The 24,484-nt window shown below is 64.6% G+C and carries 23 protein-coding genes and 1 pseudogene; 10 read left to right on the top strand and 14 right to left on the bottom strand.

The annotated features are described in order from the left end of the window. Nucleotides 1-146 precede the first annotated feature (146 nt). Nucleotides 147-1,535, bottom strand: coding sequence for a flavin monoamine oxidase family protein (locus JQ631_RS18875; RefSeq protein WP_212328167.1), 1,389 nt, complete (start codon nt 1,533-1,535; stop codon nt 147-149). Nucleotides 1,536-1,722: 187 nt separating this feature from the next. Between JQ631_RS18875 and JQ631_RS18880 the strand changes: the two genes are divergently transcribed. After that, entirely contained in the window at nt 1,723-2,697 is a 975-nt protein-coding gene (locus JQ631_RS18880; RefSeq protein ID WP_212328168.1) for a YiiX/YebB-like N1pC/P60 family cysteine hydrolase, read from the top strand. 107 nt (nt 2,698-2,804) lie between these two features. Here JQ631_RS18880 and JQ631_RS18885 read toward each other — a convergent pair whose 3' ends face one another. Then, the gene (locus JQ631_RS18885; RefSeq protein WP_027535553.1) at nt 2,805-3,080 is read right to left on the bottom strand and encodes a metal-sensitive transcriptional regulator; all 276 of its coding nucleotides are present in this window, start codon (nt 3,078-3,080) and stop codon (nt 2,805-2,807) included. Between the two features lie 50 nt (nt 3,081-3,130). Between JQ631_RS18885 and JQ631_RS18890 the strand changes: the two genes are divergently transcribed. Both JQ631_RS18890 and nikR read left to right on the top strand, forming a co-directional pair. Beyond that, nucleotides 3,131-5,584 carry a heavy metal translocating P-type ATPase gene (locus JQ631_RS18890; protein WP_212328169.1) on the top strand — a complete coding sequence of 818 codons (2,454 nt, stop codon included), beginning with the start codon at nt 3,131-3,133 and terminating at the stop codon, nt 5,582-5,584. Nucleotides 5,585-5,641: 57 nt separating this feature from the next. After that, nucleotides 5,642-6,094 carry a nickel-responsive transcriptional regulator NikR gene (gene nikR / locus JQ631_RS18895; protein ID WP_212328170.1) on the top strand — a complete coding sequence of 151 codons (453 nt, stop codon included), beginning with the start codon at nt 5,642-5,644 and terminating at the stop codon, nt 6,092-6,094. A 181-nt stretch (nt 6,095-6,275) separates the two neighbouring features. On the opposite strand, the gene JQ631_RS18900 is transcribed toward nikR, so the two are convergent. Continuing rightward, nucleotides 6,276-7,223, bottom strand: coding sequence for a hydroxymethylglutaryl-CoA lyase (locus tag JQ631_RS18900; protein ID WP_212328171.1), 948 nt, complete (start codon nt 7,221-7,223; stop codon nt 6,276-6,278). Next, nucleotides 7,220-8,398 carry a CoA transferase gene (locus JQ631_RS18905; protein WP_212328172.1) on the bottom strand — a complete coding sequence of 393 codons (1,179 nt, stop codon included), beginning with the start codon at nt 8,396-8,398 and terminating at the stop codon, nt 7,220-7,222. Before JQ631_RS18905 ends, JQ631_RS18900 begins: the two co-directional genes overlap by 4 nt. Nucleotides 8,399-8,516: 118 nt before the next feature. On the opposite strand from JQ631_RS18905, the gene JQ631_RS18910 reads away from it, so the two are divergent. From JQ631_RS18910 to JQ631_RS18920, 3 genes are read left to right on the top strand one after another with little or no spacing between them, the layout of a single operon-like run. Then, entirely contained in the window at nt 8,517-9,449 is a 933-nt protein-coding gene (locus tag JQ631_RS18910) for a LysR family transcriptional regulator (RefSeq protein WP_212328173.1), read from the top strand. Between the two features lie 17 nt (nt 9,450-9,466). Continuing rightward, nucleotides 9,467-9,688 carry a hypothetical protein gene (locus JQ631_RS18915; protein ID WP_212328174.1) on the top strand — a complete coding sequence of 74 codons (222 nt, stop codon included), beginning with the start codon at nt 9,467-9,469 and terminating at the stop codon, nt 9,686-9,688. Between the two features lie 45 nt (nt 9,689-9,733). Next, nucleotides 9,734-11,149 carry an MFS transporter gene (locus JQ631_RS18920; RefSeq protein ID WP_212328175.1) on the top strand — a complete coding sequence of 472 codons (1,416 nt, stop codon included), beginning with the start codon at nt 9,734-9,736 and terminating at the stop codon, nt 11,147-11,149. 119 nt (nt 11,150-11,268) lie between these two features. Here JQ631_RS18920 and JQ631_RS18925 read toward each other — a convergent pair whose 3' ends face one another. Continuing rightward, nucleotides 11,269-12,924 carry a S53 family peptidase gene (locus JQ631_RS18925; protein WP_212328176.1) on the bottom strand — a complete coding sequence of 552 codons (1,656 nt, stop codon included), beginning with the start codon at nt 12,922-12,924 and terminating at the stop codon, nt 11,269-11,271. A gap of 271 nt (nt 12,925-13,195) precedes the next feature. On the opposite strand from JQ631_RS18925, the gene JQ631_RS18930 reads away from it, so the two are divergent. Together JQ631_RS18930 and JQ631_RS18935 are read left to right on the top strand one after the other, a co-directional pair. After that, complete coding sequence (locus tag JQ631_RS18930; protein WP_212328177.1) at nt 13,196-14,365, top strand: phosphorylase family protein; 1,170 nt, start codon at nt 13,196-13,198, stop codon at nt 14,363-14,365. A gap of 140 nt (nt 14,366-14,505) precedes the next feature. Then, the gene (locus JQ631_RS18935; RefSeq protein ID WP_212328178.1) at nt 14,506-15,246 is read left to right on the top strand and encodes a sulfate transporter family protein; all 741 of its coding nucleotides are present in this window, start codon (nt 14,506-14,508) and stop codon (nt 15,244-15,246) included. Between the two features lie 3 nt (nt 15,247-15,249). Here JQ631_RS18935 and JQ631_RS18940 read toward each other — a convergent pair. The 3 genes and pseudogenes from JQ631_RS18940 to nth form a co-directional block, all read right to left on the bottom strand. Next, nucleotides 15,250-16,873, bottom strand: a pseudogene (locus JQ631_RS18940) (MFS transporter). Further along, on the bottom strand, nt 16,860-17,993 hold the full coding sequence (locus JQ631_RS18945) for an HlyD family secretion protein (RefSeq protein ID WP_212328179.1): 1,134 nt from the start codon (nt 17,991-17,993) through the stop codon (nt 16,860-16,862). Before JQ631_RS18945 ends, JQ631_RS18940 begins: the two are co-directional and overlap by 14 nt. 37 nt (nt 17,994-18,030) lie before the next feature. Continuing rightward, nucleotides 18,031-18,801, bottom strand: a complete 771-nt coding sequence (gene nth, locus JQ631_RS18950; protein WP_212328180.1) for an endonuclease III — start codon at nt 18,799-18,801, stop codon at nt 18,031-18,033. Between the two features lie 22 nt (nt 18,802-18,823). On the opposite strand from nth, the gene JQ631_RS18955 reads away from it, so the two are divergent. Further along, nucleotides 18,824-19,342 (top strand): DUF2244 domain-containing protein, encoded by a 519-nt coding sequence (locus JQ631_RS18955; protein ID WP_212328181.1) that lies wholly within the window; start codon nt 18,824-18,826, stop codon nt 19,340-19,342. A gap of 54 nt (nt 19,343-19,396) precedes the next feature. Next, nucleotides 19,397-20,293 (top strand): methylated-DNA--[protein]-cysteine S-methyltransferase, encoded by an 897-nt coding sequence (locus JQ631_RS18960; RefSeq protein WP_212328182.1) that lies wholly within the window; start codon nt 19,397-19,399, stop codon nt 20,291-20,293. A 187-nt stretch (nt 20,294-20,480) separates the two neighbouring features. On the opposite strand, the gene JQ631_RS18965 is transcribed toward JQ631_RS18960, so the two are convergent. The 6 genes from JQ631_RS18965 to JQ631_RS18990 form a co-directional block, all read right to left on the bottom strand. Further along, nucleotides 20,481-21,104 (bottom strand): 2,3-bisphosphoglycerate-dependent phosphoglycerate mutase, encoded by a 624-nt coding sequence (locus tag JQ631_RS18965; protein WP_212328183.1) that lies wholly within the window; start codon nt 21,102-21,104, stop codon nt 20,481-20,483. A 19-nt stretch (nt 21,105-21,123) separates the two neighbouring features. Continuing rightward, nucleotides 21,124-21,939, bottom strand: a complete 816-nt coding sequence (gene dapB / locus JQ631_RS18970) for a 4-hydroxy-tetrahydrodipicolinate reductase (protein ID WP_212328184.1) — start codon at nt 21,937-21,939, stop codon at nt 21,124-21,126. Nucleotides 21,940-22,174: 235 nt separating this feature from the next. Further along, on the bottom strand, nt 22,175-22,486 hold the full coding sequence (locus JQ631_RS18975) for a DUF1330 domain-containing protein (protein WP_212328185.1): 312 nt from the start codon (nt 22,484-22,486) through the stop codon (nt 22,175-22,177). Between the two features lie 25 nt (nt 22,487-22,511). After that, nucleotides 22,512-23,222 carry an orotidine-5'-phosphate decarboxylase gene (gene pyrF, locus JQ631_RS18980; RefSeq protein WP_212328186.1) on the bottom strand — a complete coding sequence of 237 codons (711 nt, stop codon included), beginning with the start codon at nt 23,220-23,222 and terminating at the stop codon, nt 22,512-22,514. Between the two features lie 6 nt (nt 23,223-23,228). Further along, complete coding sequence (locus tag JQ631_RS18985; RefSeq protein ID WP_212328187.1) at nt 23,229-23,807, bottom strand: NADPH-dependent FMN reductase; 579 nt, start codon at nt 23,805-23,807, stop codon at nt 23,229-23,231. A 57-nt stretch (nt 23,808-23,864) separates the two neighbouring features. After that, nucleotides 23,865-24,464, bottom strand: a complete 600-nt coding sequence (locus JQ631_RS18990) for a class I SAM-dependent methyltransferase (protein ID WP_212328188.1) — start codon at nt 24,462-24,464, stop codon at nt 23,865-23,867. Between the last annotated feature and the right edge of the window lie 20 nt (nt 24,465-24,484).

Raw genomic sequence — 24,484 nt, forward strand, 5'->3', positions numbered from 1 at the left:
TGGCGAAAGCCAGGACCCATTACCCCGGTCAGCGATTGTAGCGTGAGCTGATAACTACAGGCCTTCGTACTAGATCCTGGGGTAATGGATCCTGGATCTGCGCTCCGCTTCGCTGCGCTAGTCCAGGACGACAACAGAGAGTTGCCCTAATGCCGCGGCGCGCGGCGCTTCCTCGTCGACTGCGTCGGCACGTCGGCCGGTTCGTCCTTCAGCGCACCGATCTTGCGCAGCGCGGCGTCGGCGGCGCGTTCGCCGCTTTCCCAGGCGCCGTCGACGGTGCCCCAGAGCGTGTCGTGCGTGGCTTCGCCGGCGAGGAACATGTTGCCGACCGGCTCGCTCAAGATTTTTCGCGACAGCTGTCCGCCGGGCGAAGCCGCCGACATCGCGCCCATGACATAGGGCGAGGCGTTCCAGCGCGTCGCAGCGGTCTTCTGCCCGGCGGCCGTCGCCTCGCTGCCAAACAGTTTCGTGATCCACTCCTTCGCGAAGGCCGCCATCGCCTTCTCGCCCTGCTCCGAGAGATCGCGGCCGAACGAACCGCAGACGTCGATCGAACACAGCGAGGATCCGCCGATATTGGCGTACATCAGCGCGGTGCGCGTCGAGTTGCTTTGCTCGATCAGGATGTCGTCACGCGAGAGTCCGAGCGGATTGCCCGGCAGTTGCAGCACGATGTGATCGTAGCTGCCGAGCGTGAGCTTTGACGCGGCGTCCAGGGTGCGCTTGGGAATGTCGGGCGCGAACTTGATCGCGCCTGACATGAGCACGTTGGTCGAGACCGTGATGATGGCGGCGCGGGCGACGATCTTGCCCGATTGCGTCTCCACGCTGACGTCGCGATTGCTCCAGAGGATGCGGCTGGCCGGCGTCGAAAGCACGATCGGCGCCTGCTCGCCGAGTTTGGCGATCAACGTGCCCAGACCCTGACGACAGGCGATCGGAGCGTTGCGATCCTGTGCGCGCGCCTTGTCGATCGCCGACAGTTCCTTCAGATCCTTGCCGGCAAAGCTCGCGCCGAGCACGAATTCGGCGGCGCCCGCCCAATCGCCGAGATCCTTTGGCAGGACCGACCCGCAAGACGTGTCGAGCTTGCCACGCGCGGCCTCGTCGATGGCACGGTTGGCACGCACCAGCGCCGCCAGAAAGTCCTCGGTCTCGCCCGCGCGCGCATTGCGGCGGCCGATGCGCATCTTCTGGCCCGAGGGGGCCGGCGAGACATCGAGCCCGGCGCTGCGCGCAAGGCGGATCATCGGATTGGTCTCGGGATTGTGCATCCAGCGTGCACCGCGGTCGAACGGCACATCGAAGGTAGAGCTATCCGTGATGCAGCGCCCGCCGATCTGCGAGGACGCCTCCACCACCACGACCTTGCGATTGGCCGCCAAGACGCGCCGCGCTGCAGCGATACCCGCCGCTCCCGCACCGATCACGACAATGTCAGCCTCGCGCGGCAGCGGTGCGGCCGTTGCGCGCAGGACCGGCGCTGCGGCAAAGGCCGCCGACGCCGATAGGAAGCTGCGGCGCGTGATTGTCATGTCATGGTTTCCGGGGACTTGCAGCGAACGGGAACAGCCAGCGAACTTTGCCGCATCTGATGTTGCGCAGCAACCATCATGGTGAATCAATCGTGCTTGAGGTCACAGACCCATGAACCGAATTGCAACAGGTTTCGACCATGATACAGATGGAAAAAAAGATGGCCAGAAAGGCCCGGGGGAGTTCATGGGGACGGTCCTAGATTCAGTCGGCAAGGTGATCGCCGCGTACCTCTCGAAGGAGGTGCCGGGCTACGAGCCGTTCACGCCGAGCGACCCCGAGCACCTGCGCGGCGTGATCCAGCCCGGCGACGTCATGCTGGTCGAGGGTAACAACCGCATCTCCGGCATCATCAAATATCTGACGCAGTCGACCTGGTCGCATGCCGCGCTCTATGTGGGTCCGGTCGAAGGCGCGGTGGAGCCCGACGGCGAGCCGCATGTGCTGATCGAGGCCAATATCGGCGAGGGCGTCACCTCCGCGCCGCTGTCGAAATATTTCCCCTATCACACCCGCCTCTGTCGTCCGGTCGGGCTGTCCTACGAGGACCGCACCACGGTGTGCCGCTATGCGATCAACCGCATCGGCTTCGGCTACGACACCAAGAACATCATCGACCTGATGCGCTTCCTGTTCCCGCTCCCGGTGCCGCAGCGCTGGCGGCGGCGCATGATCGCGATCGGCTCGGGCGATCCGACCAAGATCATCTGCTCCGCGCTGATCGCGCAGGCCTTCGACGCCGTGCGCTACCCGATCCTGCCGAAGATCACCAAGGCCGGTAGCCGCGCCGCCCGCCGGGAGATCCTGCACATCCGCGATTCCTCGCTCTACATGCCCCGCGACTTCGACATCTCGCCCTATTTCGAAGTCGTCAAACCCACCATCGTGCACGGCTTCGACTACACAGCCCTGCACTGGGCCGACAAGCAAAAGCCGCTCGAGGAGGTAGCGGGCTCATTCGGTGTGTTTCCAGAAACGGTCAGTTCGCCGCCGCTCGTTCCTGAAGCGATTGACGAAGAAGCGCCGGCTGAGGTTCCGGCTGAGCAAGTGAACGCGGTGACCGCTGAGGTCGAACGCGGCTCCGATCATTTGCCGCTGCTGAAGAGGCTCGCGATGTACCGGCCGAGACGCCGGGGACGCTCGCGAGAGAGGGCAGCCTAGAGAATTCCAACCACCGCCATTTGCGAGCGCAGCGGAGCAATCCAGAATCTTCCGCGGAGGGATTCTGGATTGCTTCGTCGCTACGCTCCTCGCAATGACGGGAAAGCCTACCGCTCCGCCCGCCCGATCACCGCCATCAGTTCCGCAATCTTTTCCCGCTGGTCCGACTTGTCGCCGCTCGCGATCGCATGCTCGACGCAGTGCGCGACGTGGTCCTTCAAGACCTCTTCCTCGACCCGGCGCAGCGCGGCCCGCACCGCCGAGATCTGCGTGACGATGTCGATGCAGTAGCGGTCCTCCTCCACCATCTTCGAGAGGCCGCGAACCTGGCCCTCGATCCGGCCGAGGCGTTTTCCGACGGATGCCTTGATGTCCTTGCGCATGAGGTCTATATACCCCTACCGGGTATCGGTTACAAGGCCGGAGTGCAGGAATGAACGAAGCGGACCACAGCCATCATCATGACGGAGACACGCAGTCCGGATGCGGCTGCTCCGCAAAGCCCGCGCCCAAACCTGCCGCGTCGTCCTGCTGCGGCGGACATGGCAATCGTGCCGATCATGCCCATCATCATGCTCATGACAATGGCGCGGCCACTGCAAAGGTTCTCGATCCCGTCTGCGGCATGACGGTCGATCCTGCGACCTCGAAGCATCGCTTCGAGCATCGCGGCGAGACCTTTCATTTCTGTTCGGCCGGCTGCCGCACCAAATTCGCTGCCGATCCCGCAAAATATCTCGCCAGGGAGAAGGCGCCCGAGCCGGAGATGCCTGCAGGCACGATCTACACCTGCCCGATGCATCCGGAGATCCGCCAGGCCGGTCCCGGCAGCTGCCCGATCTGCGGCATGGCGCTGGAGCCGGACGTGGTGAGCCTGGAGTCAGGTCCCAACCCGGAACTCGCCGACATGACGCGGCGATTCTGGATCGGCGGGGCGTTGGCGTTGCCGCCGGTGGTGCTGGAGATGGGCGGCCATCTCGCGGGTCCCCACAACTGGATCGACCCTGTGCTGTCGAACTGGATTCAGCTCGTGTTCGCCACTCCGGTGGTGCTCTGGGCCGGCTGGCCATTTTTAGTACGCGGCTGGCAATCACTGCGCACGCGCAACCTCAACATGTTCACGCTGATCGCGATGGGCACTGGCGTCGCCTATATCTACAGTCTGATCGGCACCCTCGCGCCGCAGATTTTCCCTGAAACCTTCCGCGATCATGGCGGCGCCGTTGCCGTCTATTTCGAAGCCGCCGCGGTGATCACCGTTCTGGTCTTGCTCGGCCAGGTGCTGGAGCTGCGCGCCCGCGATGCAACGTCAGGCGCGATCAAGGCGCTGTTGCAGCTGGCGCCAAAGACCGCGCGACGCGTCGATGCTGACGGCAGCGAGCATGAAGTCGAGATCGACACGCTCCATGCCGGCGACCGCCTGCGTGTTCGTCCCGGCGAGAAGGTCCCGGTCGACGGCGTGATCATCGAAGGACGTTCCTCGCTCGACGAGTCGCTGGTGACAGGCGAGTCCATGCCCGTCACCAAGGAGACCGGCGCAAACGTCATCGCCGGCACGCTCAATCAATCCGGCAGCTTCATCATGCGCGCCGACAAGGTCGGGCGCGAGACGCTGCTGTCGCAGATCGTGCAGATGGTCGCCGACGCACAGCGCTCACGCGCCCCGATCCAGCGGCTGGCCGATCAGGTCGCCGGCTGGTTCGTGCCATCAGTCATCGCCGTTGCCATCATCGCCTTCGCTGCATGGGCCTGGTACGGGCCGGAGCCGCGACTGGCTTTCGGTCTCGTCGCCGCCGTCAGCGTGCTGATCATCGCCTGCCCCTGTGCACTGGGTCTTGCCACCCCGATGTCAATCATGGTCGGCGTCGGCCGCGGCGCACAAGCTGGCGTGCTGATCAAGAATGCCGAAGCGCTGGAGCGGATGGAGAAGATCGATACGCTGGTGGTCGACAAGACAGGCACGCTGACCGAAGGCAAGCCCAAGGTCGTCGGGATCGTGCCGGCATCCGGCTTTGCCGAGGATGACATCCTGCGGCTTGCAGCCAGTGTGGAGCGCGCCAGCGAACATCCGCTGGCCGACGCCATCATGCGCGCGGCAAAGGAAAAGCAGCTCGCTCTTGGCCGGGTGGAAGCGTTCGATTCGCCGACGGGCAAGGGCGCGACCGGCAAGGTCGACGGCAAGTCCATCACGCTCGGCAACGCGAAATATCTGGCATCGATCGGCATTGACACAAAGGCGCTTGATGCCGAGGCCGAACGGTTGCGCGGCGACGGCGCGACCGTCATCAACATGGCGATCGACGGCGCACTCGCCGGACTTTTTGCGATCGCTGATCCTGTTAAGGCTTCGACACCTGAGGCGCTGAGGGCGCTCGCCGCCGAGGGCATCAAGGTCATCATGCTGACCGGTGACAACCGCACCACGGCGGACGCGGTGGCGCGCCGGCTCGGCATTGCCGATATCGAGGCTGAGGTGCTGCCGGACCAGAAGAGCGCGGTGGTGACGAGCCTGCAAAAGGCCGGCCGCAGCGTCGCGATGGCCGGCGACGGCGTCAACGATGCGCCCGCGCTGGCGGCAGCCGAAGTCGGCATCGCCATGGGCACCGGCACCGACGTGGCGATGGAGAGCGCCGGCGTGACGCTCTTGAAGGGCGACCTCACCGGCATCGTCCGGGCACGAAAGCTGTCGCAGGCGACGATGAGCAATATCAGGCAAAACCTGTTCTTCGCCTTCATCTACAACGCCGCCGGCATTCCGATTGCGGCCGGCATCCTCTACCCCGCCTTCGGCGTGCTGCTGTCGCCAATCATCGCGGCCGCCGCGATGGCGCTGTCCTCGGTGAGCGTGGTCGGCAACGCGCTAAGGCTGCGTGCGACGCGGCTGTGAGGGAGGTCAAATCCGTGTAGAACAGGTCCATTCGGCGGCATACGCGGAGGAGACCTGATGCAGCGGATTACGATCACGATCGAGGACGATCTGCTGGCGAAGATCGATGCCGCAGCCGAAGCCCGCGGCTACCAGAACCGCTCCGAGATCATCCGCGACCTTACTCGCGCCGGGCTGCAGCAATCGAGCGAGGACACGGCGCGAAGCGGCCAATGTGTCGCCGGCTTGGTCTATGTCTACGACCACGCCGCGCGCGATCTCTCAAAGCGGCTGGTGCAGGAATTCCACGGCCATCACGACCTCGCGCTCGCAACCCTGCACGTCCATCTCGACGATAACAACTGCATGGAGATGACGGCGCTGCGCGGCGACGCCGCCGAACTCAGGCACTTTGCCGACCACATCATCGCGGAGCGTGGCGTGCGTTACGGGCGCGTGGTGATGATTCCGACGGGGGACGGCAAGCCGGCCAAGGTGCGGAAGCACGGGCACGGGCATCGGCATGAGTGATTTGCGCTAGAGGAGCAGCGCACTTCACCTCTCCCCTTGCGGGAGAGGGTAGCTCGCCGCGTAGCGGCGAGACGGGTGAGGGGTATCTATCCCGACGAGCAGTATTGCCGTGTGGAGAGAACCCCTCATCCGGCGCTTCGCGCCACCTTCTCCCGCAAGGGGAGAAGGAAGAAAGAGGGCGCTAAGCCGCCTTCGCCGCACTCCCGCCCGGCAATCCTGCTCGCGCCAGGCCGCCATACAGCTGCTCGTTCGGCATTTCCTCGCGCAGGATCTGGCGGACCGTGATCAGCCTGTCGAGATCGATGCCCGTCGCAAAGCCCTTGCTCTCGCACAGGAACACAAGGTCCTCGAACACGACATTGCCGGTTGCGCCGGGCGCGAAGGGACAACCGCCGAGACCGCCGAGCGAGCCGTCGAGGATGCGAACGCCTTCGTCGAGCGCGGCAGCGGCGTTGGCGATGCCCATGCCGCGGGTGTCGTGAAGATGGATGCAGATCGGCTTTGAGCCTGCGAGCTTGACCGCAGCGCGCGACAACTCACCTACCTGCTTCGGGCCTGCGTAACCCACGGTGTCAGCGATCGCGACGAAATCGACGCCGGCCTCCAGGCATTTGTCGACGAGCCGCAACACCTCGTTAGGGTCGACTTCCCCAGTGATCGAGCAGCCCAGCGCCATCGAGATCGCAGCGTTGACCAGCGGCTTGTGGGCGCTGGCGTCACGCATCTCGCAGAGACGCTTCACATTGGCGATTGCGGAGTCGCGCGAGCGGTGCGCATTGGCCTGGCTGTGCTCTTCGGTCGCCGAAACCACCGAGGCGATCTCGCCGACACCTGACTCCAGCGCCTCGTTCACGCCGCGCTCGTTGAGCGCAAGCGCGATACCGTGGGCGCCGGGCAGGCTCGCCACCGTCGCGATGACTTCGCGGACGTCGACGAATTGCGGAAACGTCTTGCCCGGCAGAAACGAGCCGACCTCGAAATGCCTGACGCCGGCGGAATTTTCCTCGCGCACCCAGCGCTGCTTGGCCTCGGTGGACGGAAACTTCTTGACGAGCTGGAGCCCGTCGCGCAAGCCGACTTCGCGCAAGGCAACGCGGTCCGCGGGGTAAATGGTCTCGATCCGGCTCATGCGCGCCTCCCAGCGGCTTTTGACGTGGCGTCGTTGTTGTCGTCTATCTCGGCGCGAACAGCAGATGTGTCGGCGCCGAGCGGCGCAACCTTCAGGCCTTCGCCGAGATGGTCGCCGTTCCATTCGATCGGCAGCGTCGGCACATGGAACGGTTTGCCGTCGGCGGTGATGTTGGTGACGAGGCCACCAGGCCGCAGCACATGCGGGTCGGTCAACAGATCCTCAGGCCGGTTGACCGGCGAGAAGCAGATGTTGAGTGCGTCGAGCTTTTGCGACAGCTCTGCCACGTTCCATTGCCTGACAATCTCGGCCACGCGCGGAAGAATCCGCGACCGCGCCAGGATACGATCGGTCGTGGTGCGCAGACCCGGGTCATCGAGAAACTCGCTCAGGCCGAACTCGCGGCAGAATGCCTGCCAGTGGCCCTCGGTCACGACGCCGATGAAAATGCGCCCGTCGCCGGCGGCATCGAAGATGTCGTAGATCGGCCAGGCGTGCTCGCGCTCCGGCATCGAGCGCGGCCTGTTGCCGGTCATCTCGTATTCGACCATGTGCTGGGCAACCAGGAACAGGCAATTCTCGAACAGGCCGATGCGGATGTCGGCGCCGTCGCGCTTTCCGCCGCGCTTCTGATACAGCGCGGCGAGGATAGCGATCACACCGAACATGCCGCCCATGATGTCGTTGGCGGAGGAGCCGACGCGCTGCGGCTTCTCCTTCGTGCCGGTCATGGCGGCAAGCCCCGACATCATCTGCACGACTTCATCGAGCGCGGGACGATGCTCGTAGGGGCCGGACAGAAAGCCCTTGTGGCCGGCGACGATCAGATGCGGATGGCGGCGGCGCAATTCCTCCGCGCCAAGCCCCTGCTTCTCGAGCAGGCCATCACGAAAATTCTCCAGGAACACGTCGGCCGTTTCCAGCAGCCGGTGCATGGTGTCGCGATCTTCAGGCTTCTCGAAATCCAGCACGACGCTTCGTTTGCCGCGGTTGAACAGCGGAAAGAACGCCGTGCCCATGCCGCCGAGCGACCGGGTCTTGTCACCGGCGGGCGGCTCGACCTTGATCACTTCGGCGCCGAGCTGCGCGAGGATCATGCCGCAGGTCGGGCCCATCACCATGTGGGTCATCTCGACGACCCGCACGCCCTCGAGCGGCAATCCGGTCTCAGCCATCCGTCACTCCCTGTCTGTTCGGCCCGAAGACTAGGTCTTCACAAGTCTTCTTAAAAATATAATCTGTCGAAGATTGCCTTCGCAGATATAGAACGCTTTAGGACCAAGCTGATCTGACATGGATTCACGCCAGCTCCGCTATTTCATTGCCGTCTACGAGCAGCGGAACCTGTCGCGCGCCGCTGACCAAGTGAACGTCGCCCAATCCGCGCTCAGCCATCATATCTCGAATCTGGAGGCCGAGTTTGCAACGCCGCTGTTCGAGCGCAAGTCGCGCGGCATGGACCCGACCGCGGCCGGCGAGCGGCTTTACGAGCATGCCCGCATCATCCTGCGCGCGATGGCGGAGGCCGAGACCGAGGTGCGCGAGGGCGCGCGCGTCATTGCCGGCGAGATCTCGATCGGCATGGCCAATTCCGGCGTCAAGGCGATCGGCGTGGAGCTGATGCGGACGGTGCTGACGAAGTATCCCAAGCTCAAGCTGTCGCTCACCGAGAGCCTGTCGGGCGCGACGCTGATGCACCTGATGGTCTCCAACGTCGACCTCGCGCTGGTCTACAATCCGCCGTCGGAGAAGGAGCTGATCACGGAGGCCGTGCTCGAAGAGGAGATGTTCCTGGTCGGCATTCCCAAACTCGTCGGCAAGGCCAAGACTCCCATCCGCTTCGAGGAGCTGAGCCGGCTGCCGCTGATACTGCTGCGCTACGGCCTCGGCCTCTCCTCGCGCGCGCTGCTGGACGATCCGGTCCTGCTCAAGCGGCTCGAGGGCGGCGCGATCCTGCACGCCAACTCGATTACGGGCATGACCGGTGCACTGGTGGAGGGGCTCGGTTGCACCATCGCGACAAAACTGTTCGCTCGGGAGGAGCTCGCCGCCGGACGCCTGGTCGCGCGCGAAGTGATTGCCCCAAAGCTCACTCGCACGCTCTATCTCTGCCGCCTGCGCAACCGCCCAATGACCTACGCGATGGAAGAGATGCGACGGTTGATGCTCGAAATGATCGCCGAGCAGGTGCGCAGCGGCAGTTGGCAGGCGACGCTGGTTGAGTGAGGAGCGCTTCCGGCGTCATGGCCGGGCTTGACCCGGCCATCCACGCCTTGCCGCGCAGCACGAAGAACGTGGATGCCCGGGACGAGCCCGGGCATGACGACAGTCCCGCCGGGGCGAGGTCAGGAAAGATCGAGTTCGAAAATCTCGAACGCTTCCATCGATATGTTCGTCTGGATTTCCGGCTGACGGCGGCCAACATGGCGCGGTCCGGCAGAGCTTGCGAAAAACCTCAGAGATGAGCCGCCGGGAACCGCGCGCGATCCGCGCGCCACGGGGAGGACATCATGAGCGTTGTCGGCATCGACACAGGGTTTGAGCTCGGCGCTACGCCTTCAGGACCGGACGAGATCTCGCGGCGGCTCGAGGCAATGCCGGCCACGGGCCATGTCTGGAAGCTCATCGTCCTGCTGTCGCTCGGCGGCTGTTTCGAGATCTACGATCTGTTCCTGACCGGCTACATCGCGCCGGGCCTCAGCCGCAGCGGACTATTAAGCACCACGACGCAGGCCTTTTTCGGCTTCTCCGGCATCGGCGCCTTCGTCGCTGCGACCTTTGCCGGCCTGTTCGTCGGCACCTTCTTCCTCGGCTTCCTCGCCGACCGTTTCGGCCGGCGCGCGATCTTCACCTACGCCCTGCTCGGCTATACCGCGGCGTCCGTGATCATGGCCTGCCAGACCTCTTCAGGCGGCCTGTTGCTCTGGCGCTTCCTCGCCGGGGTCGGCATCGGCATCGAGGTCATCACCATCGACGCCTACATCACCGAGCTGGTGCCGAGCCGGATGCGCGGCCGCGCCTTTGCGGTGAACCAGGCGATCATGTTCATCGCCGTTCCCATCGTCGCGTTCCTCGCCTGGTGGCTGGTGCCGCTCGCGCCCTACGGCATCGAGGGCTGGCGCTGGGTGGTGCTGATCGGCGCCGCCGCCAGCATGATCATCTGGGTGCTGCGCCTGTTCCTGCCCGAGAGCCCGCTCTGGCTCGCCCGCCACGGCCGCACCGAGGAAGCATTCCGGATTCTCGCCACGCTCGAGGCCAGAGGCGGCGGCGCGGCGCCGGGGCCCTCAGCTCCGGTTGCCCGGCCAGCGACGCAGGCGACCGGGCACATCGGCTTCGCCGATCTGTTCCGCCCGCCCTATCTCTCGCTCGTCGTCCTGTTCATGGTGTTCAACCTCTGCCAGGCCTTCGGCTTCTACGGCTTCGCCAATTGGGTCCCGACCCTGCTGGTCGCGAAGGGCATCACCGTCACCAAGAGCCTGCAATATTCCTTCATCGTCGCGTTCGCCTACCCGATCTCGCCGCTGCTCGCGGCGAGCTTCGCCGATAGATTCGAACGCCGCTGGATCATCGCGGGAGCCTGCATCGCCATCATCGTGTTCGGCATGGCGTTCGCCCAATTGACCGAGCCGGCGCTGCTGATCGTCTGCGGCGTGCTGCTGACGGCCTGCAACACGACGATGTCCTACGCCTATCATGCCTACCAGACCGAAGTGTTCCCGACCCAGATCCGCGCGCAGGCGTCCGGCCTCGTCTATTCGATGAGCCGGCTGAGCGCGACATTCTCGGGCTTCATCGTCGCCTACATGCTGAAGGAAGCCGGCGTCATCGGCGTGTTCGGCCTGATCACCGTGGCGATGCTGATCGTGGTGATCGCCATGTCGCTGTTCGGCCCCGATGTCCGCGGCAAGGCGCTGGACACGGTGTAGCCTCAGCTCTCTCCACGCGTCATTGCGAGGAGCGAAGCGACGAAGCAATCCAGAGTCGTTCCATAGAGACAGTCTGGATTGCTTCGCTGCGCTCGCAATGACGGGGGAGAGAGCATAGCTCACGCCGCCAGCAGGTTCTGCAATGCCGCGCCGTTGGGTACACCGAGGCCGGAGCAGGCATCCCAGCCGGGGCCGGCCTTGTACATGCCGCGCAGGGAGCCGGTGATGTCGTTGTTGCCGACGGTGATGTCGCGGAACACGCCGTGCCCATGCGAGGCATAGATCAGCGGATTGATGAAGCCGACCGTCTTGCCGAACTTCTTGGTCGTGGCCTCGTTGATGCGGGCGATCAGTCCGGCCATCAGCGGCGCTACCGCGCTGGTGCCGCCGATCGTGGTCATGACACCGTTGAGAAAGATCTGGTAGCCGGTCGCGGGATCGGCGTCGCCCGCAACATCGGGCACACCGCGGCCGCTCCGATGCGCCGGCGATTTCGGCACATGCGCATTGGCCTGATATTTCGGCTCCGCAAACATCACGCTGACGCCACCGCCGCCGGCGCCGTCCTGCGGACCACCGTTCCAGACGACCTCGGTGATCGTGCCGTTCGAGGCTCTCAGATTGGTCCCGCCGCAGGCGAGTGCAAAGGGGCTCGACGCGGGGAAGTCGGCGTGCGGTTTGCCATCCCAGCCTTCGGCCATGTCCGCCGACCCGTTGTCGCCGGACGCGACGCAGACGGTGACGCCCATCGCCGCAGCGTCGCGGATCGCTTCATTGAGGCCGTCCATGAATTGCTGTGAGCTCTCCGGATCCTCCGGTCCGCCCCAGCTGATCGAGATCACCGATGGCTTTCGCGCGGTGTCATGGACCGCGGCCTTCACCGCGTCGATGAAGCCGTTGGTGGTGTTGGGCGCGAAATAAACCACGATCCTGGCACCGGGCGCGATCGCGCCGGCGACCTCGACGTCGAGCACGACCTCGCCGTCGGCGTCGGAATGGCCGGGCTTGTTGGCGCCGCCGTCGACGCTCGCGGGAACGACCTTCGGCATCGGGATCCCCGCCTTCTTGAAGAAGGTTTTCAGGTCCGAGGTCTTGTAGCCTGCGCCGGTGGGATGACCCTTGGTGTCGATGTCGTTGAGCTCGATGATGGCGATGCACTGCCCGGCGCCGGTCTCGCCGCCCGGGAAATTGTAGAGCTGTGCGATCTGTTCGACCGAAAAGCTGCCGCCCTGCCCCGCACGCGCGGTCGCGCCCTTCTTCGCTGTCTTGCTGGCCGCCTTGCGCCGGAAATGCGGCTGCGCCACGGGCCGGTTGTCGAGGCCGTGCACGCCGATCACAATGCCTTCGAGCTCGGCCGGGATCTGCACATTGCCCCTGCGCATGCGATAGGTCGCGCCGTCATGCTTGACCTTGTTGAGCTTGACGCCGAACGCCGCACCCATCGCCTTCACGGTGCCGGTCAGCTTCACCGTGCGGGAGGCCAGGTGCACGCTCTTGACGTTGAGATCATGGTGATGCGCGAAATCATCGATCTTGGCGACGTCGGCCGTATCGGCGCCCATCTGCTCGGCAAACTCCGTGCGAGAAAGATATTGCCGCTCGCGCGGCGGTTGCGCGCCGAGCGCCATCACCTGCTCGTCGTCGGCGCGTTTGGCGCGCAGGCGAACGCTGATCTCGATTTCCTGCCTGGAATCGGCCGCGCCGACGAGCTTGGCCCCCTTCGGCAATTTCCGGGCGCTGTTCGCCAGCGTGACACGCTTAGTCGAGCTTGCCATGACTTCCTCCGTTTGTGATTGAAAGGCGGATTGTCGCACCTCAACTATAGGTGTAGTCTCGCAGACGGATTGGTTCAGACGATTGAGCGAATATTTTCAAAACAACCCTTGTTTTTAAGGGCAAATGCTCTTCTGCCTCAAATCGACACGGAATCGGTCAATAGCTCCGACCATTCCGTGAATAGGTCTTCGATCTAGAATTGCAGCCGTCGGCGCGACTTGTCCGACCGACGGAAGACGTTTGTCGAAATCAATTGGCGGAGACCGCGTGATGCCTGCTGACCGCAAATGGGTTGAGAAAAATCTCGGGTTCGATCCAATCACCACACCGCCGCCGCGCCAGACCTTCGTGGTCAAGCGCATCGCGGATGCCGCCGCGAAGAAGACCGCCAAGATCGCGCCCGAAGATTTTCAGCGCGAGATCATCGATTTCGATTCTGAATCAACCGAAGGCCGCGAGTTCATGGCCTTCTCGACCGCGACCGGGCTGTCGCGCTTCACCGACATTCGCTGGCCCAAGGGGCTCGCGCCGCAGACCGGGCCGAAGCCGGGCAATGGCAAGGGCCCGCTGCCGCGTGCCGACGTGCTGGTGGTGACCTGGACCGTCGACGAAGCGCACGCAACCAGCCGCGTGCTGACGCCAGGCAAGGACTCGCATAACGACTACGTCCCCTACACGCACAATTACGCAACCATCTCGAAGAAGATGCGCAACGGCTGCCCGGCCAGGGAGCTGAAGCGGCTCGGCGCCTTCTGGACCACCACAATCGGCAACAAGAAGGTCGTGGTCTTCAAATCCGACTCGCACATGTCGCAGGATGGCCCGCAGCTGCCCAACATCGACGTCTGGCGCCAGATCATCACCGAGGTGCAGCCGACGCTCGTCATCACCACGGGCACGGCCGGCGGCATCGGCAGGCAGGTCGAGGTCGGCGACGTCGTCGTCAGCCCGATCGTTCGCTTCGATTGCCTCTCGAAGTTCAAGAAGCAGCCGTTTGCGCAGGCGCATTTCTCCAGCAAGCCCGCCAGGACGACGAAATTCGCCGCGGCCAAGACGCTGTTCAAGGCCAATGCCGGGCAATTGCCGAAGACCAATACCAGGCCCCCAAAGATTTTCGTCGTGAAGCCGAGTGGGCTGTCGTCCTCCGTGGTCACGACTGATTTCTTCGGCTTCGACACCTCGGACAACCACTTCCATCTCCAGGGCCTCGGCGACGTTTCCGAAATGGGCGACGCCATCCTGGGCCTCGTCGCCCAAGAGATGGGCGCCAAGGCGCCGCGCTGGCTCGCGATCCGCAACGTCTCCGACCCGCAGATCAAGGCCGAGGGCACGCTGAAGCAGCAGGAACAGATCGCCGCCCAGATCTACAAAGGGTTCGGTCGCTGGAGCACCGTCTGCAGCGCCATCACCTGCTGGGCGAGCATCGTGGCGGAGCCGTAGGGCATGATCCGGAAAAGTGTGACGCGGTTTTCCGAAAGATCATGCCCAAACAATAAAGCCGCAAAGGCTGCAGGTCAGCCTCTCTTGCCGAAGCGGCCCGGGGTGTCTACCTCTCGCTGAGTGTTTCGTGAGAGGTTCCCATGCTGGATGCCGCCGTGAAGGCGCTGTCGCAAATGATGTCGCCGCCGATGCGTTCGATCCTGTGGCGGTCGATCGGGCTCGCGCTGGTGCTGATCGTGGTGCTGGCGATCGGGTTGCAGCGGCTGCTGAGCTGGTTCGCCACGTATGGCGAAGTCTGGCTGGAGGGCCTGCTTGGGCCGAGCTGGCACTCATCCCTGGACGTGCTGTCCTGGATCATCTCGATTGCGGCTGGTCTTGGGGTCGTGTTCGGCAGCGTGTTCCTGATGCCCGCGATCACCTCGCTGGTGGCGAGCTTCTTCGTAGACGACGTCGCCGACATCGTCGAGCGCGAATATTATCCGGCCGAGCGGCCGGGCACGGCGCTGCCGTTCAACCAGGCCATCCTCGAAGGCATCAAGACCGCGCTGCTGACCATCCTGGTCTATCTCGTCGCGCTGCCGCTGGTGTTTCTGGCCGGCGCCGGTTTCCTGATCTTCTTCCTCGCGGCCGCCTGGCTGCTGGGCCGCGAATATTTCGAGCTCGCCGCGATGCGCTTCCGCTCGCCGGAGGGCGCCAAGGCGATGCGGCGCGACAATGCCGCGACCATCTTCACCGCCGGCCTCTTCATTGCGGCCTTCGTCTCGATCCCTGTCGTGAACCTGGCGACGCCGATCTTCGGCATGGCCTTCATGGTTCACATGCACAAGCGGCTGTCGGGACCACGGCCCGAGTTGATCGAGCCGGCACGGCAGATGCGGTGAGCGCTATCGGCTCACCGGCACGCCGCATTTGCGCAGCACCGTCTTGGCGAAGCCGAACGGCGCCGGTGTAAACGGACCCGGCGGCGCCCGCGTGATCAGCGCGATGAAGCCGAGCCCGGCCATCGCCAACCAGAAGCACAGCCAGAAGCCGTCGATATAAGCGAGCACATTGGCCTCGCGCTGCACGAAGCCGGCAAGCGTGCCCACTGCGCGCGCCTGCGCCGAACCGGTGCCGTGGGCGGCGAAGTGATCGGCGAGCTGCTTCAGCGCGCGCACCACATTAACGTCGCCGACCTCCAAATTCTGGCCGATGTAGAAAGAATGAACCTGCTCACGAACGCGCAGCCACGTGCCCATCAGCGCCACGCCGATCTCGGCACCGCCGAGCCGCATGATCTGGATGTAGGCCGCAAACGAGGTCGCGCGACTCGGATCGGAATTCGACAGCGCGATGATGATCAGCGGCAGCAGCGTGGTGGACTGGCCGCAGCAGGACGATGCCGACAAAGTCCTCACGTGCCCACTCATGGGTGAGCTGGGTGCCCCAGAGATTGGCGGCGGCGAAGCAGGCAAATCCCACCACCGTCACTGCGCGTGCATCGAAATGGCGGAGCAGCCAGATCGTAAGCGGCACCAGCACGAACATCGGCAGCGCGCCGTAAGTCAGCAGCAGCAGCCCGCTCTGCTCCGGCCGGAGCAGGCCGATATTGCCGAGGAAGTTCGGCACCAGCGACGAGTTGGAGAGCGAGCTCAGCGTGTAGAGCAGGATCACCACCAGCGACAGGCCGATGTTGCGCGAGAACAGCACGTTCACATGCGCCCAGGGCTGCCGCACCAGCGACTCGTTGACGAGGAAGGCGACGAACAGCACTGCACCGGCAGCGAGCAGCGCCGTCACGGTACCGTTGCCAAGCCAGTCCAGCCGATTGCCCTGGTCGAGGCCGGCATAGATCATCCCGACCCCTGCGCCGAGCAGCAGCATGCCGCCCCAATCGGCCTCGCGCAGCAGCGCCCGATCAACCGGCTCGCTCGGCGTGCCCAGATAAACCATCAGGCCCATCAGCGGCGCGATCACGACGCCCTGCCAGTACAGCCATTGCCAGCCGAGATGATCGACATAGAAGCCGACAAGTGAGGTCGATGAGTCCAATGCAAAGCCGACGCGGATCGAATAGAGCGCGATCGCCGGCAGCCACCAGCGGATCGGCAGATTGCGGAACACGATCATCAGCGTCGCCGGCACGAAGGTGCCGAGCAAGAGGCCGTGCACGACGCTGAGCGCGATCAGCGTCGGATAATCGTGCACGAAAGGGATGATCAGCGAGACGACGGCGTAGACGAGGCTCGGGATCCCGAGCACGCGGCGCAGGCCGAACACGGTCGCGAGCCACGCCACCGCCGGGGCGACGAAGATCTGTGAACCGATGCCGGCCGTGGAGAGCCACGCGCCTTCGTCGAAGCTGAGCCCGAACGCACCACGGAGATCGGGCAGCCCGACCGTGGTCAGCCGGCTGTCGAAATTGGCGAGGAACGCGCCGAGCAGCACGGCGGCCACGGCAAACAGCGGTTGCGCGGCGACGCCTCCACGCGAGACGGGACCGCGTCCGGCGTCGTCATTTGCCGCCATTCGCATCCTTCGTGTCGATGCTGGTGACAACCGACATCCCCGGCACGAGCCGCGCCAACAGTGGCTGGTTGTCGTCGAACTGGATGCGGACGGGAATGCGCTGCACGACCTTGGTGAAATTGCCGGTCGCGTTGTCAGGCGGCAGCAGCGCGACCTGCGCACCGGTCGCGGGCGCGATGCGCTCGACCTTGCCGCGCAGCTTCTCGCGCGAAAAACTGTCGACCGTGATCTCGACGGGTTGACCCGGCGCAACGTGGGTCAGCTGGGTCTCCTTGTAGTTCGCGATCACATAGACCTTCGGCAGCGGCACGACATTGATGAGGTTGGTGCCGATATTGACGTAGTCGCCCGGCTGCACCTGGCGCTCGCCGACCACGCCGTCGAACGGCGCCGTGATTTTGGTGTAGCCGAGCTTGAGCCTGGCGCTCGCAAGCGTCGCCTTGGTGGCGTCGAGATCGGCCGCGCGCTGCTTCTTGGTGCCTTGCAAGACCTCGAGTTGATGCTGCTGAGCGGCGATCACGGCGCGGCTGGCGCGCACGTCGGCCTGCGCCTTGGCGAGCCCCGCGACCGCCTGCTCGAAACGCTGCCGCGTGCCGGCCTCGGTCTGCGACAGCGATTGCTGGCGCTCCTGCTCCTGCTTGGCCTCGACCTCCAGCGCCTCCGCCGACAGGCGCGCGGCCTCGGCCTGCGCGATGGTCGCGTATTGCAGCTCGATCTGGTTGGCGAGATTGTCGAGCACGGCTTGCGCGGCGGCGACAGCCGCCTCGGACTGCGCAACCTGGGCCTGATAATCGGCGGGATCGATCTGGATCAGGAGGTCGCCCGCCTTGACACGCTGGAAGTCGGTCACCGAAACGGTGAGCACCTCGCCGGAAACGCGACTGGCAAGGCGCGTGAGGTCGGCGCGGACATAGGCGTCATTGGTGGTCTGGATGACCGCGTTGCCGACCCATTCATCAAAGCGCAGCGTCGCCAGCGCAACGAAGGTCAGCGCGACGATTACGGCGAACAGCGGGATCGCGAGCCGGCTCCAGAGTGAGCTTGCCGGCCGCTGCGTCGGCTTGGGCGGTGGAGCCGGCGTGGCGGCCGGCGGTGACGAGACTTGTTCCTGCTGACTCACGCCATGTCCCCAAAACCACCTTGCCCGAACATTGTGCTCACACCGTCTTCTCCGGCCACCGGCAGAGATCGTTGATCAGGCAAACCTCGCAGCGCGGCTTGCGCGCGAGGCAAGTATAGCGGCCATGCAGGATCAGCCAATGATGGGCATGCAGCATGAATTCGGCGGGGATCACCTTTTCGAGACCAAGCTCGACTTCGAGCGGCGTCTTGCCGGGCGCGATCCCGGTGCGATTGCCGACGCGGAAGACATGTGTGTCGACCGCCATGGTGTGCTCGCCGAAGGCCATGTTGAGCACGACGTTGGCGGTCTTGCGTCCCGCGCCCGGAAGCGACTCGATCTCGGCGCGCGTGCGCGGCACCTCCCCGCCGAAATCGCTGAGCACTTTTGCCGACAGCGCAATCACGTTCCTGGCCTTGGTGCGATAGAGGCCGATGGTCTTGATGTAGTCGCGCAGACGTTCTTCGCCGAGATCGAGCATCTTTTGCGGGGTGTCGGCGACTTTGAACAATTCGCGTGTCGCCTTGTTGACTCCGGCGTCGGTCGCCTGCGCCGACAGCACCACGGCGACCAGCAGCGTGAACGGATTGACGTGCTCGAGCTCGCCTTTCGGCTCGGGATTGGCTTTGCGGAAGCGGCTGAAGACCTCGTGGATCTCCGCCGGCGTCCACCGCTTGGTAGCCTTGAGCGATTTCCTGGCGGGCGCCGATGTCTTGCCGGGGGTCTTCGGCTTCGAGGTGGCCGCCTGTGTCTTTTTCTTCGGTACCGCCGCTTTGCGCGGGACCGGCTTGCGGGTGATTTTCGCCATGATCGGGATATACTGAGGGACAATGAGCACAGGCAACGAAATTGAGCGGGATAACGAGCAGCAGATCTTCTCCGCGCTGCTGACGCCTCATCGCTCGCTGAACCGCACCGGCTTCCTGGCCGTGATGGTGTTTCTCAGCGTCGTCAGCTTCGTCACCGGCATTGTCTTCCTGATGAAGGGCGCCTGGCCGGTGCTCGGCTTTTTCGGCCTCGACGTGCTCGTGGTCTGGTGGGCCTTCAAGGTCAATTTCCGCACCGCGCGGGCGCGCGAGGAGATCACGGTCACGACCACGGAGTTGCGCGTGCGGCGCGTCGACCATCATGGCCAGGTCGCCGAATGGAGCTTCAATCCGCTCTGGGTCCGCCTCGACATGGAAGTCGACGAGGACTTTGGCATCGAACATCTCTATCTGATCTCGCGCGGCCACCAGATCCAGATCGCGAGGTTCCTCGGGCCCGATGAAAAAGCTAGTTTTTACAAAGGCTTGATAGAAGGTTTGAACGCCGCCAAGCGCGGCCCGACCTACAATCCGATGACCTGAGGGCAGTCGGAAATCGGGTGGTTTCGCGACCCTCCCGCGCCTACATTTCCGGTCATGATGACACTCGCCATACATGACCAGCGCCTGGCCGGGCCGGGCACCCCTAACGCCGCGCTCCGCGACTATGATTCGGTGCGCCGGGCCATCGCGTTCATCTCGGAGAACTGGCGCGCGCAACCGACCATCGAGGCGATGGCGGATGCGGCCGGCGTCACCCCGGATGAGCTGCACCACCTGTTCCGCCGCTGGGCCTCGATCACGCCGAAGGCCTTCATGCAGGCGCTGACGCTCGACCACGCCAAGGGCCTGCTGCGGGACTCCGCGAGCATCCTCGACGCGGCGCTCGACTCCGGCCTCTCGGGTCCGGGCCGACTGCATGATCTCTTCGTCACTCACGAAGCGATGTCGCCGGGCGAATGGAAGAATGGCGGCGCGGGGCTGACCTTGCGCTACGGCTTCCACTCTTCGCCCTTCGGTACCGCGATCGTGATCGCGACTGATCGCGGTCTGTCAGGTCTCGCCTTCGCCGATCAAGGCGAGGAGAAGGCCGCGCTGGCGGACATGACGCGGCGCTGGCCGAACGCGACCTATGTCGAGGATCACGAAGGCACGGCGCCGCTCGCGGCACGCATCTTCGATACGAAGATGTGGCGACCGGATCAGCCGCTGCGCGTCGTCATGATCGGCACCGATTTCGAAGTGCGGGTGTGGGAGACGCTGCTGAAGATCCCGATGGGCCGCGCGGTGTCGTATTCCGACATCGCCTGCAACATCAACAGCCCGAAGGCCTCGCGTGCCGTCGGCGCCGCCGTCGGAAAAAATCCGGTGTCCTTCGTCGTGCCCTGCCACCGCGCACTCGGCAAGAGCGGCACGCTCACCGGCTATCACTGGGGCATCACCCGCAAGCAGGCGATGCTGGGCTGGGAAGCCGGGCAGCTGGGGATGCAGTAAGTTATAGGCGAACTGCCTCCACGTGGTCGTCCTGGCGAAAGCCAGGACCCGTTCCCCCAAATGGAATTGTGTCGGCAGGTGCCCACTACCAGTCTTCGCCAAACTGCGAACGGTGGGTATGGGTCCTGGCTTTCGCCAGGACGACACCGAATATTTGATGAACGCCGTCGCCTCTGGCGCAGCGTTTTCAGCCCGCCAGATCCAGCTTCGACGCCACCGTCGAATCCGCATTGAGCCGGTAGATGATCGGCACGCCGGTGGCGAGCTCGCGCTTCAAGATGCCTTCGGGCGACAGCTTTTCCAGCACCATGATCAGCGCGCGCAGCGAGTTGCCGTGGGCGGCGACCAGCGTGCGCTTGCCGTTGAGCACGCCGGGCAGGATTTCCTGCACGTAATACGGCAGGGCGCGCGCCAGCGTGTCCTTCAGGCTTTCGCCACCGGGCGGCGGCACGTCGTAGGAGCGGCGCCAGATCAGCACCTGGTCCTCGCCCCATTTCTTGCGCGCATCGTCCTTGTTGAGGCCGGAGAGATCACCGTAGTCGCGCTCGTTCAGCGCGAGGTTCTTCGAAGTCGGCAGGCCCTTCTGATCGAGCTCGCCCAAAATCAGATCGAGCGTGTGCTGCGCGCGCGTGAGCACCGAGGTGTAGGCAACGTCGAACACGAGGCCTTGGGCCTTCAGCTTGCGGCCGGCCTCGGACGCTTCCTTCACGCCGAGCTCGGTGAGGTCGGGATCCTTCCAACCGGTGAACAGGTTCTTCAGATTCCATTCGCTCTGGCCGTGGCGCACGAGCACGAGGAGACGTTCACTCATCAACTGCTTTCCGTGTTGTTTAGATGTCGGATAGGCCGAGCACGTCGGCCATCGAGTAGTGCCCCGGCGTCTTGCCGTGCGCCCACAGCGCCGCCTTGAGCGCGCCGTGCGCGAACAGCATGCGGTCCTCGGCGAGATGCGACAGAGTGAGACGCTCGAACGGGCCGAGGAAGGTGACGCTGTGCTCGCCGGCGACGGTGCCACCGCGCAAGGAAGCAAAGCCGATCGCACCCGGCTTGCGCGCGCCGGTGATGCCGTCGCGCCCGCGCTCCGAATGCCCCTCGAGCGGGATGCCGCGACCGCTGGCTGCCGCCTGGCCCAGCATCAGCGCGGTGCCCGAGGGCGCATCGACCTTCATGCGGTGATGGGATTCGACGATCTCGATGTCGAAATTTTCGTCGAGCGCCTTGGCGACGCGCTTGACCACCGCGGCAAGCAGATTGACGCCCAGGCTCATATTGCCCGATTGCACGACGATCGCGCGATTGGTGACGCTCTTGATCACGGCATTGTCGGAGGCCGACAGGCCGGTGGTGCCGACGACATGCACGATGCCGCGCTCGGCCGCGATCGCGACATTGGCGATGGTCGCGGCCGGCACGGTGAAATCCAGGATGCCGTCGGCCTCCTTCGACATCGCCCAGAGGTCGGCTGACAGCTTGATGCCGTTTTCAGGCAGGCCGGCGAGCACACCGGAATCCTTGCCTAAGAGCTCCGAGCCCGGAGCCTCCAGGGCGCCAGCCAGGACCGCGCCTTTGCTGTCGGCAATCGCCCGCGTCAGGGCGCGGCCCATCCGGCCGCCGGCTCCAGCAACAATCAAGCGCATGTCTGACATGGTGCGATCCTCTCGGAGCCGTTGTAGCGGCGGGATGCAGTTCCGGCAACCGAGGGGGCAGGGCTGAGCAGCTGCGCTTGCCGTCATGGCCGGGCTTGGCCCGGCCATCCACGCCTCTTCGGCGGCACAAGGAACGTGGATGCCCGGGACAAGCCCCGGGCATGACGACCTCTCGTGAATGCTCAGACGCGCTCACGCCTTGAGCGCCAAGGCAGCGCCCGAATGACGGAGCGCCTCAGCCGTCCGACGGCTGCGGGCCGTCATAGCCCTCGATGATGATGAGGTCGGCGATCGAGTGCGGCGCGCGCACCTTGATGTTGGCCTGGTATTCCGGCGAGTTATAGCAGGCGATTGCAGCCTCATAGTTCGGGAATTCAATCACGACGTTGCGGCTGCGGCTGGCGCCTTCGACGGTCGTGAAGCGGCCGCCGCGGACGACATAGCGGCCGCCATGTTTCTTGAAGATTGCGAGATTGGCGACGGCATAGGGCTTGTAGCCCTCGTCATTGCTCACGTCGACGCGTCCGATCCAGTAGCCTTTTGCCATCGTTCTTCTCCCTGGTTGTTCGTGATTAGCCGAGCGCTTGCGCGATCTCGGCGTGAATGGCTTCAGCAACCGCCTTCGGATCAGCGGCTTCCACCACCGGCCGCCCGACGACGAGATAATCGGCGCCGGCGCCAATCGCACGACCGGGCGTCATGATGCGCTTCTGGTCGCCGGTTGCCGAGCCGGCCGGGCGGATACCTGGCGTGACGAGATGCATCTCGTGGCCGACGATCTTGCGCAAGGCACCGACCTCCTCCGGCGACGACACGAGCCCGTCGATACCGAGCGCCTGCGCCTGCTGCGCGCGCGCTTCGACCAGCTCGGAGACGCCGAGGCGATAGCCGGCCGCGTGCAGATCGTCCTCGTTGTAGGAGGTCAGCACCGTGACAGCGAGAATATTCAAACCCGATTTGCCGCGCCCTTCGACGGCGCCCTTCATGGTCTGTGGATAGGCGTGCACGGTGAGAAAGGTTGCGCCGAGCTTGGCTACACTCTCGACACCGCGCGTCACCGTGTTGCCGATGTCGTGCATCTTGAGATCGGCAAACACCTTCTTGCCCTTGTCGGCGAGTTTGCCGATCAGCGGAAGGCCGCCGGCATAAGCGAGCTGATAGCCGATCTTGTAGAAGGTGACGCTGTCGCCGAGCCTTGCGATCATCGCCTCCGCGGCATCGACGCCGGGCAAATCGAGCGCGACGATCAGGCGGTCCTTCGGGGCGATTTCGGCTGGCGTCATGTCACCTCACATCATGCGTTGGGAAATGTCGATCAACTGCCGCACCATGTCCTTCAGCCCATCGCTATCGGCCTGGCTCTTGAGCCTGTCCATATCGTCATAGGCCTGGTCGGCAAAGGCGAGCGTGAACTGACTAGCGATCACATTGGCGTGGCAGGACGTCAGGATCAGCCGCAACGCCTGGAGCGCGCGGGCGGCACCGAGCCGGCTCTGCGAGGCGCCGGCGAGCGCGAAAGCGCGGTTGCGGAAGACCTCGCCACGCGCCTCGTGCGGATCCTGCACGCGACTGACCCAGTCGATCGCGTTCTTCAGCAGCGGCGGCACCGAGGCGTTGTACTCCGGCGAGACGAAGAGCACGCCATGATGCGCGCCGATCATCCGCTTGAGATTGATGGCGTGCTTCGGCACGCCGGACTTGGCTTGGAGATCACCGTCGTAAATCGGCAGCGGAAAATCGACGAGCGAGATGCGGGTGACTTCAACGCCGGCCTGGGCGAATTCATACGCGGCAACCGCCGCCAGCTTCGCATTGTGCGAGCCGGTGCGCAGCGAGCCGGGAATGACCAGGATTTTCGGTGCGGACATCCGCTTCCATACGTTCGGCGAAACGAGCCCGCCGCGCATCGAGGGAAGCCGGCGGAATTAGTCCTTGCGATACACCCAGACGCGGGCCGGCGGAAGGTTCATCCAGATCCGTTCCGAAGCCTCTGTGGACACGCCGGGCAGCGATTTCGGGATCGGCGGCACCACCGCATAGGTGAACTGAACGAAGGGCGCCCCGGGCGCGAGCGCCGTGAAGGCGTCGCGAATGAGCCGAAGGCGCGTCAGCATCGGTTTTGTGACCAGCGGCAGGCCGGAGACGACCGCGCTGGCCGGCGCGCTGAGGACGTTCCAGAGCGTGTCGCGCAGGCGATAGGCATCACCCTGCACCACCTTGGCCTGCGGATAGCGGTCGCGCAGCAGGGCGCAGAAGCCGGGATTGTATTCGACGAGGACGAGTCGTTTCTGATCGACGCCGCGCTCGACCAGCGCCGAGGTGATGGCGCCCGTACCAGGACCAAGTTCGACCACCGGTGCGTCCGAATTGGTGTCGACGTAATGGGCCATGGTCCGCGCCAGCAGCTTGCCGGACGGCATCACCGCGCCCATGTGCAGCGGCTTTTCGATCCATGATCTGAGAAAGCGCACCTCGTCATCGAGACGAGGCTTCTTCAACGCACGCGCGGACGATGGCAATGGCATGTCAGGACCGGACGGGACCG

Origin of the sequence: Bradyrhizobium manausense (genome assembly GCF_018131105.1) — a bacterium.
GTDB lineage: Bacteria > Pseudomonadota > Alphaproteobacteria > Rhizobiales > Xanthobacteraceae > Bradyrhizobium > Bradyrhizobium manausense_B.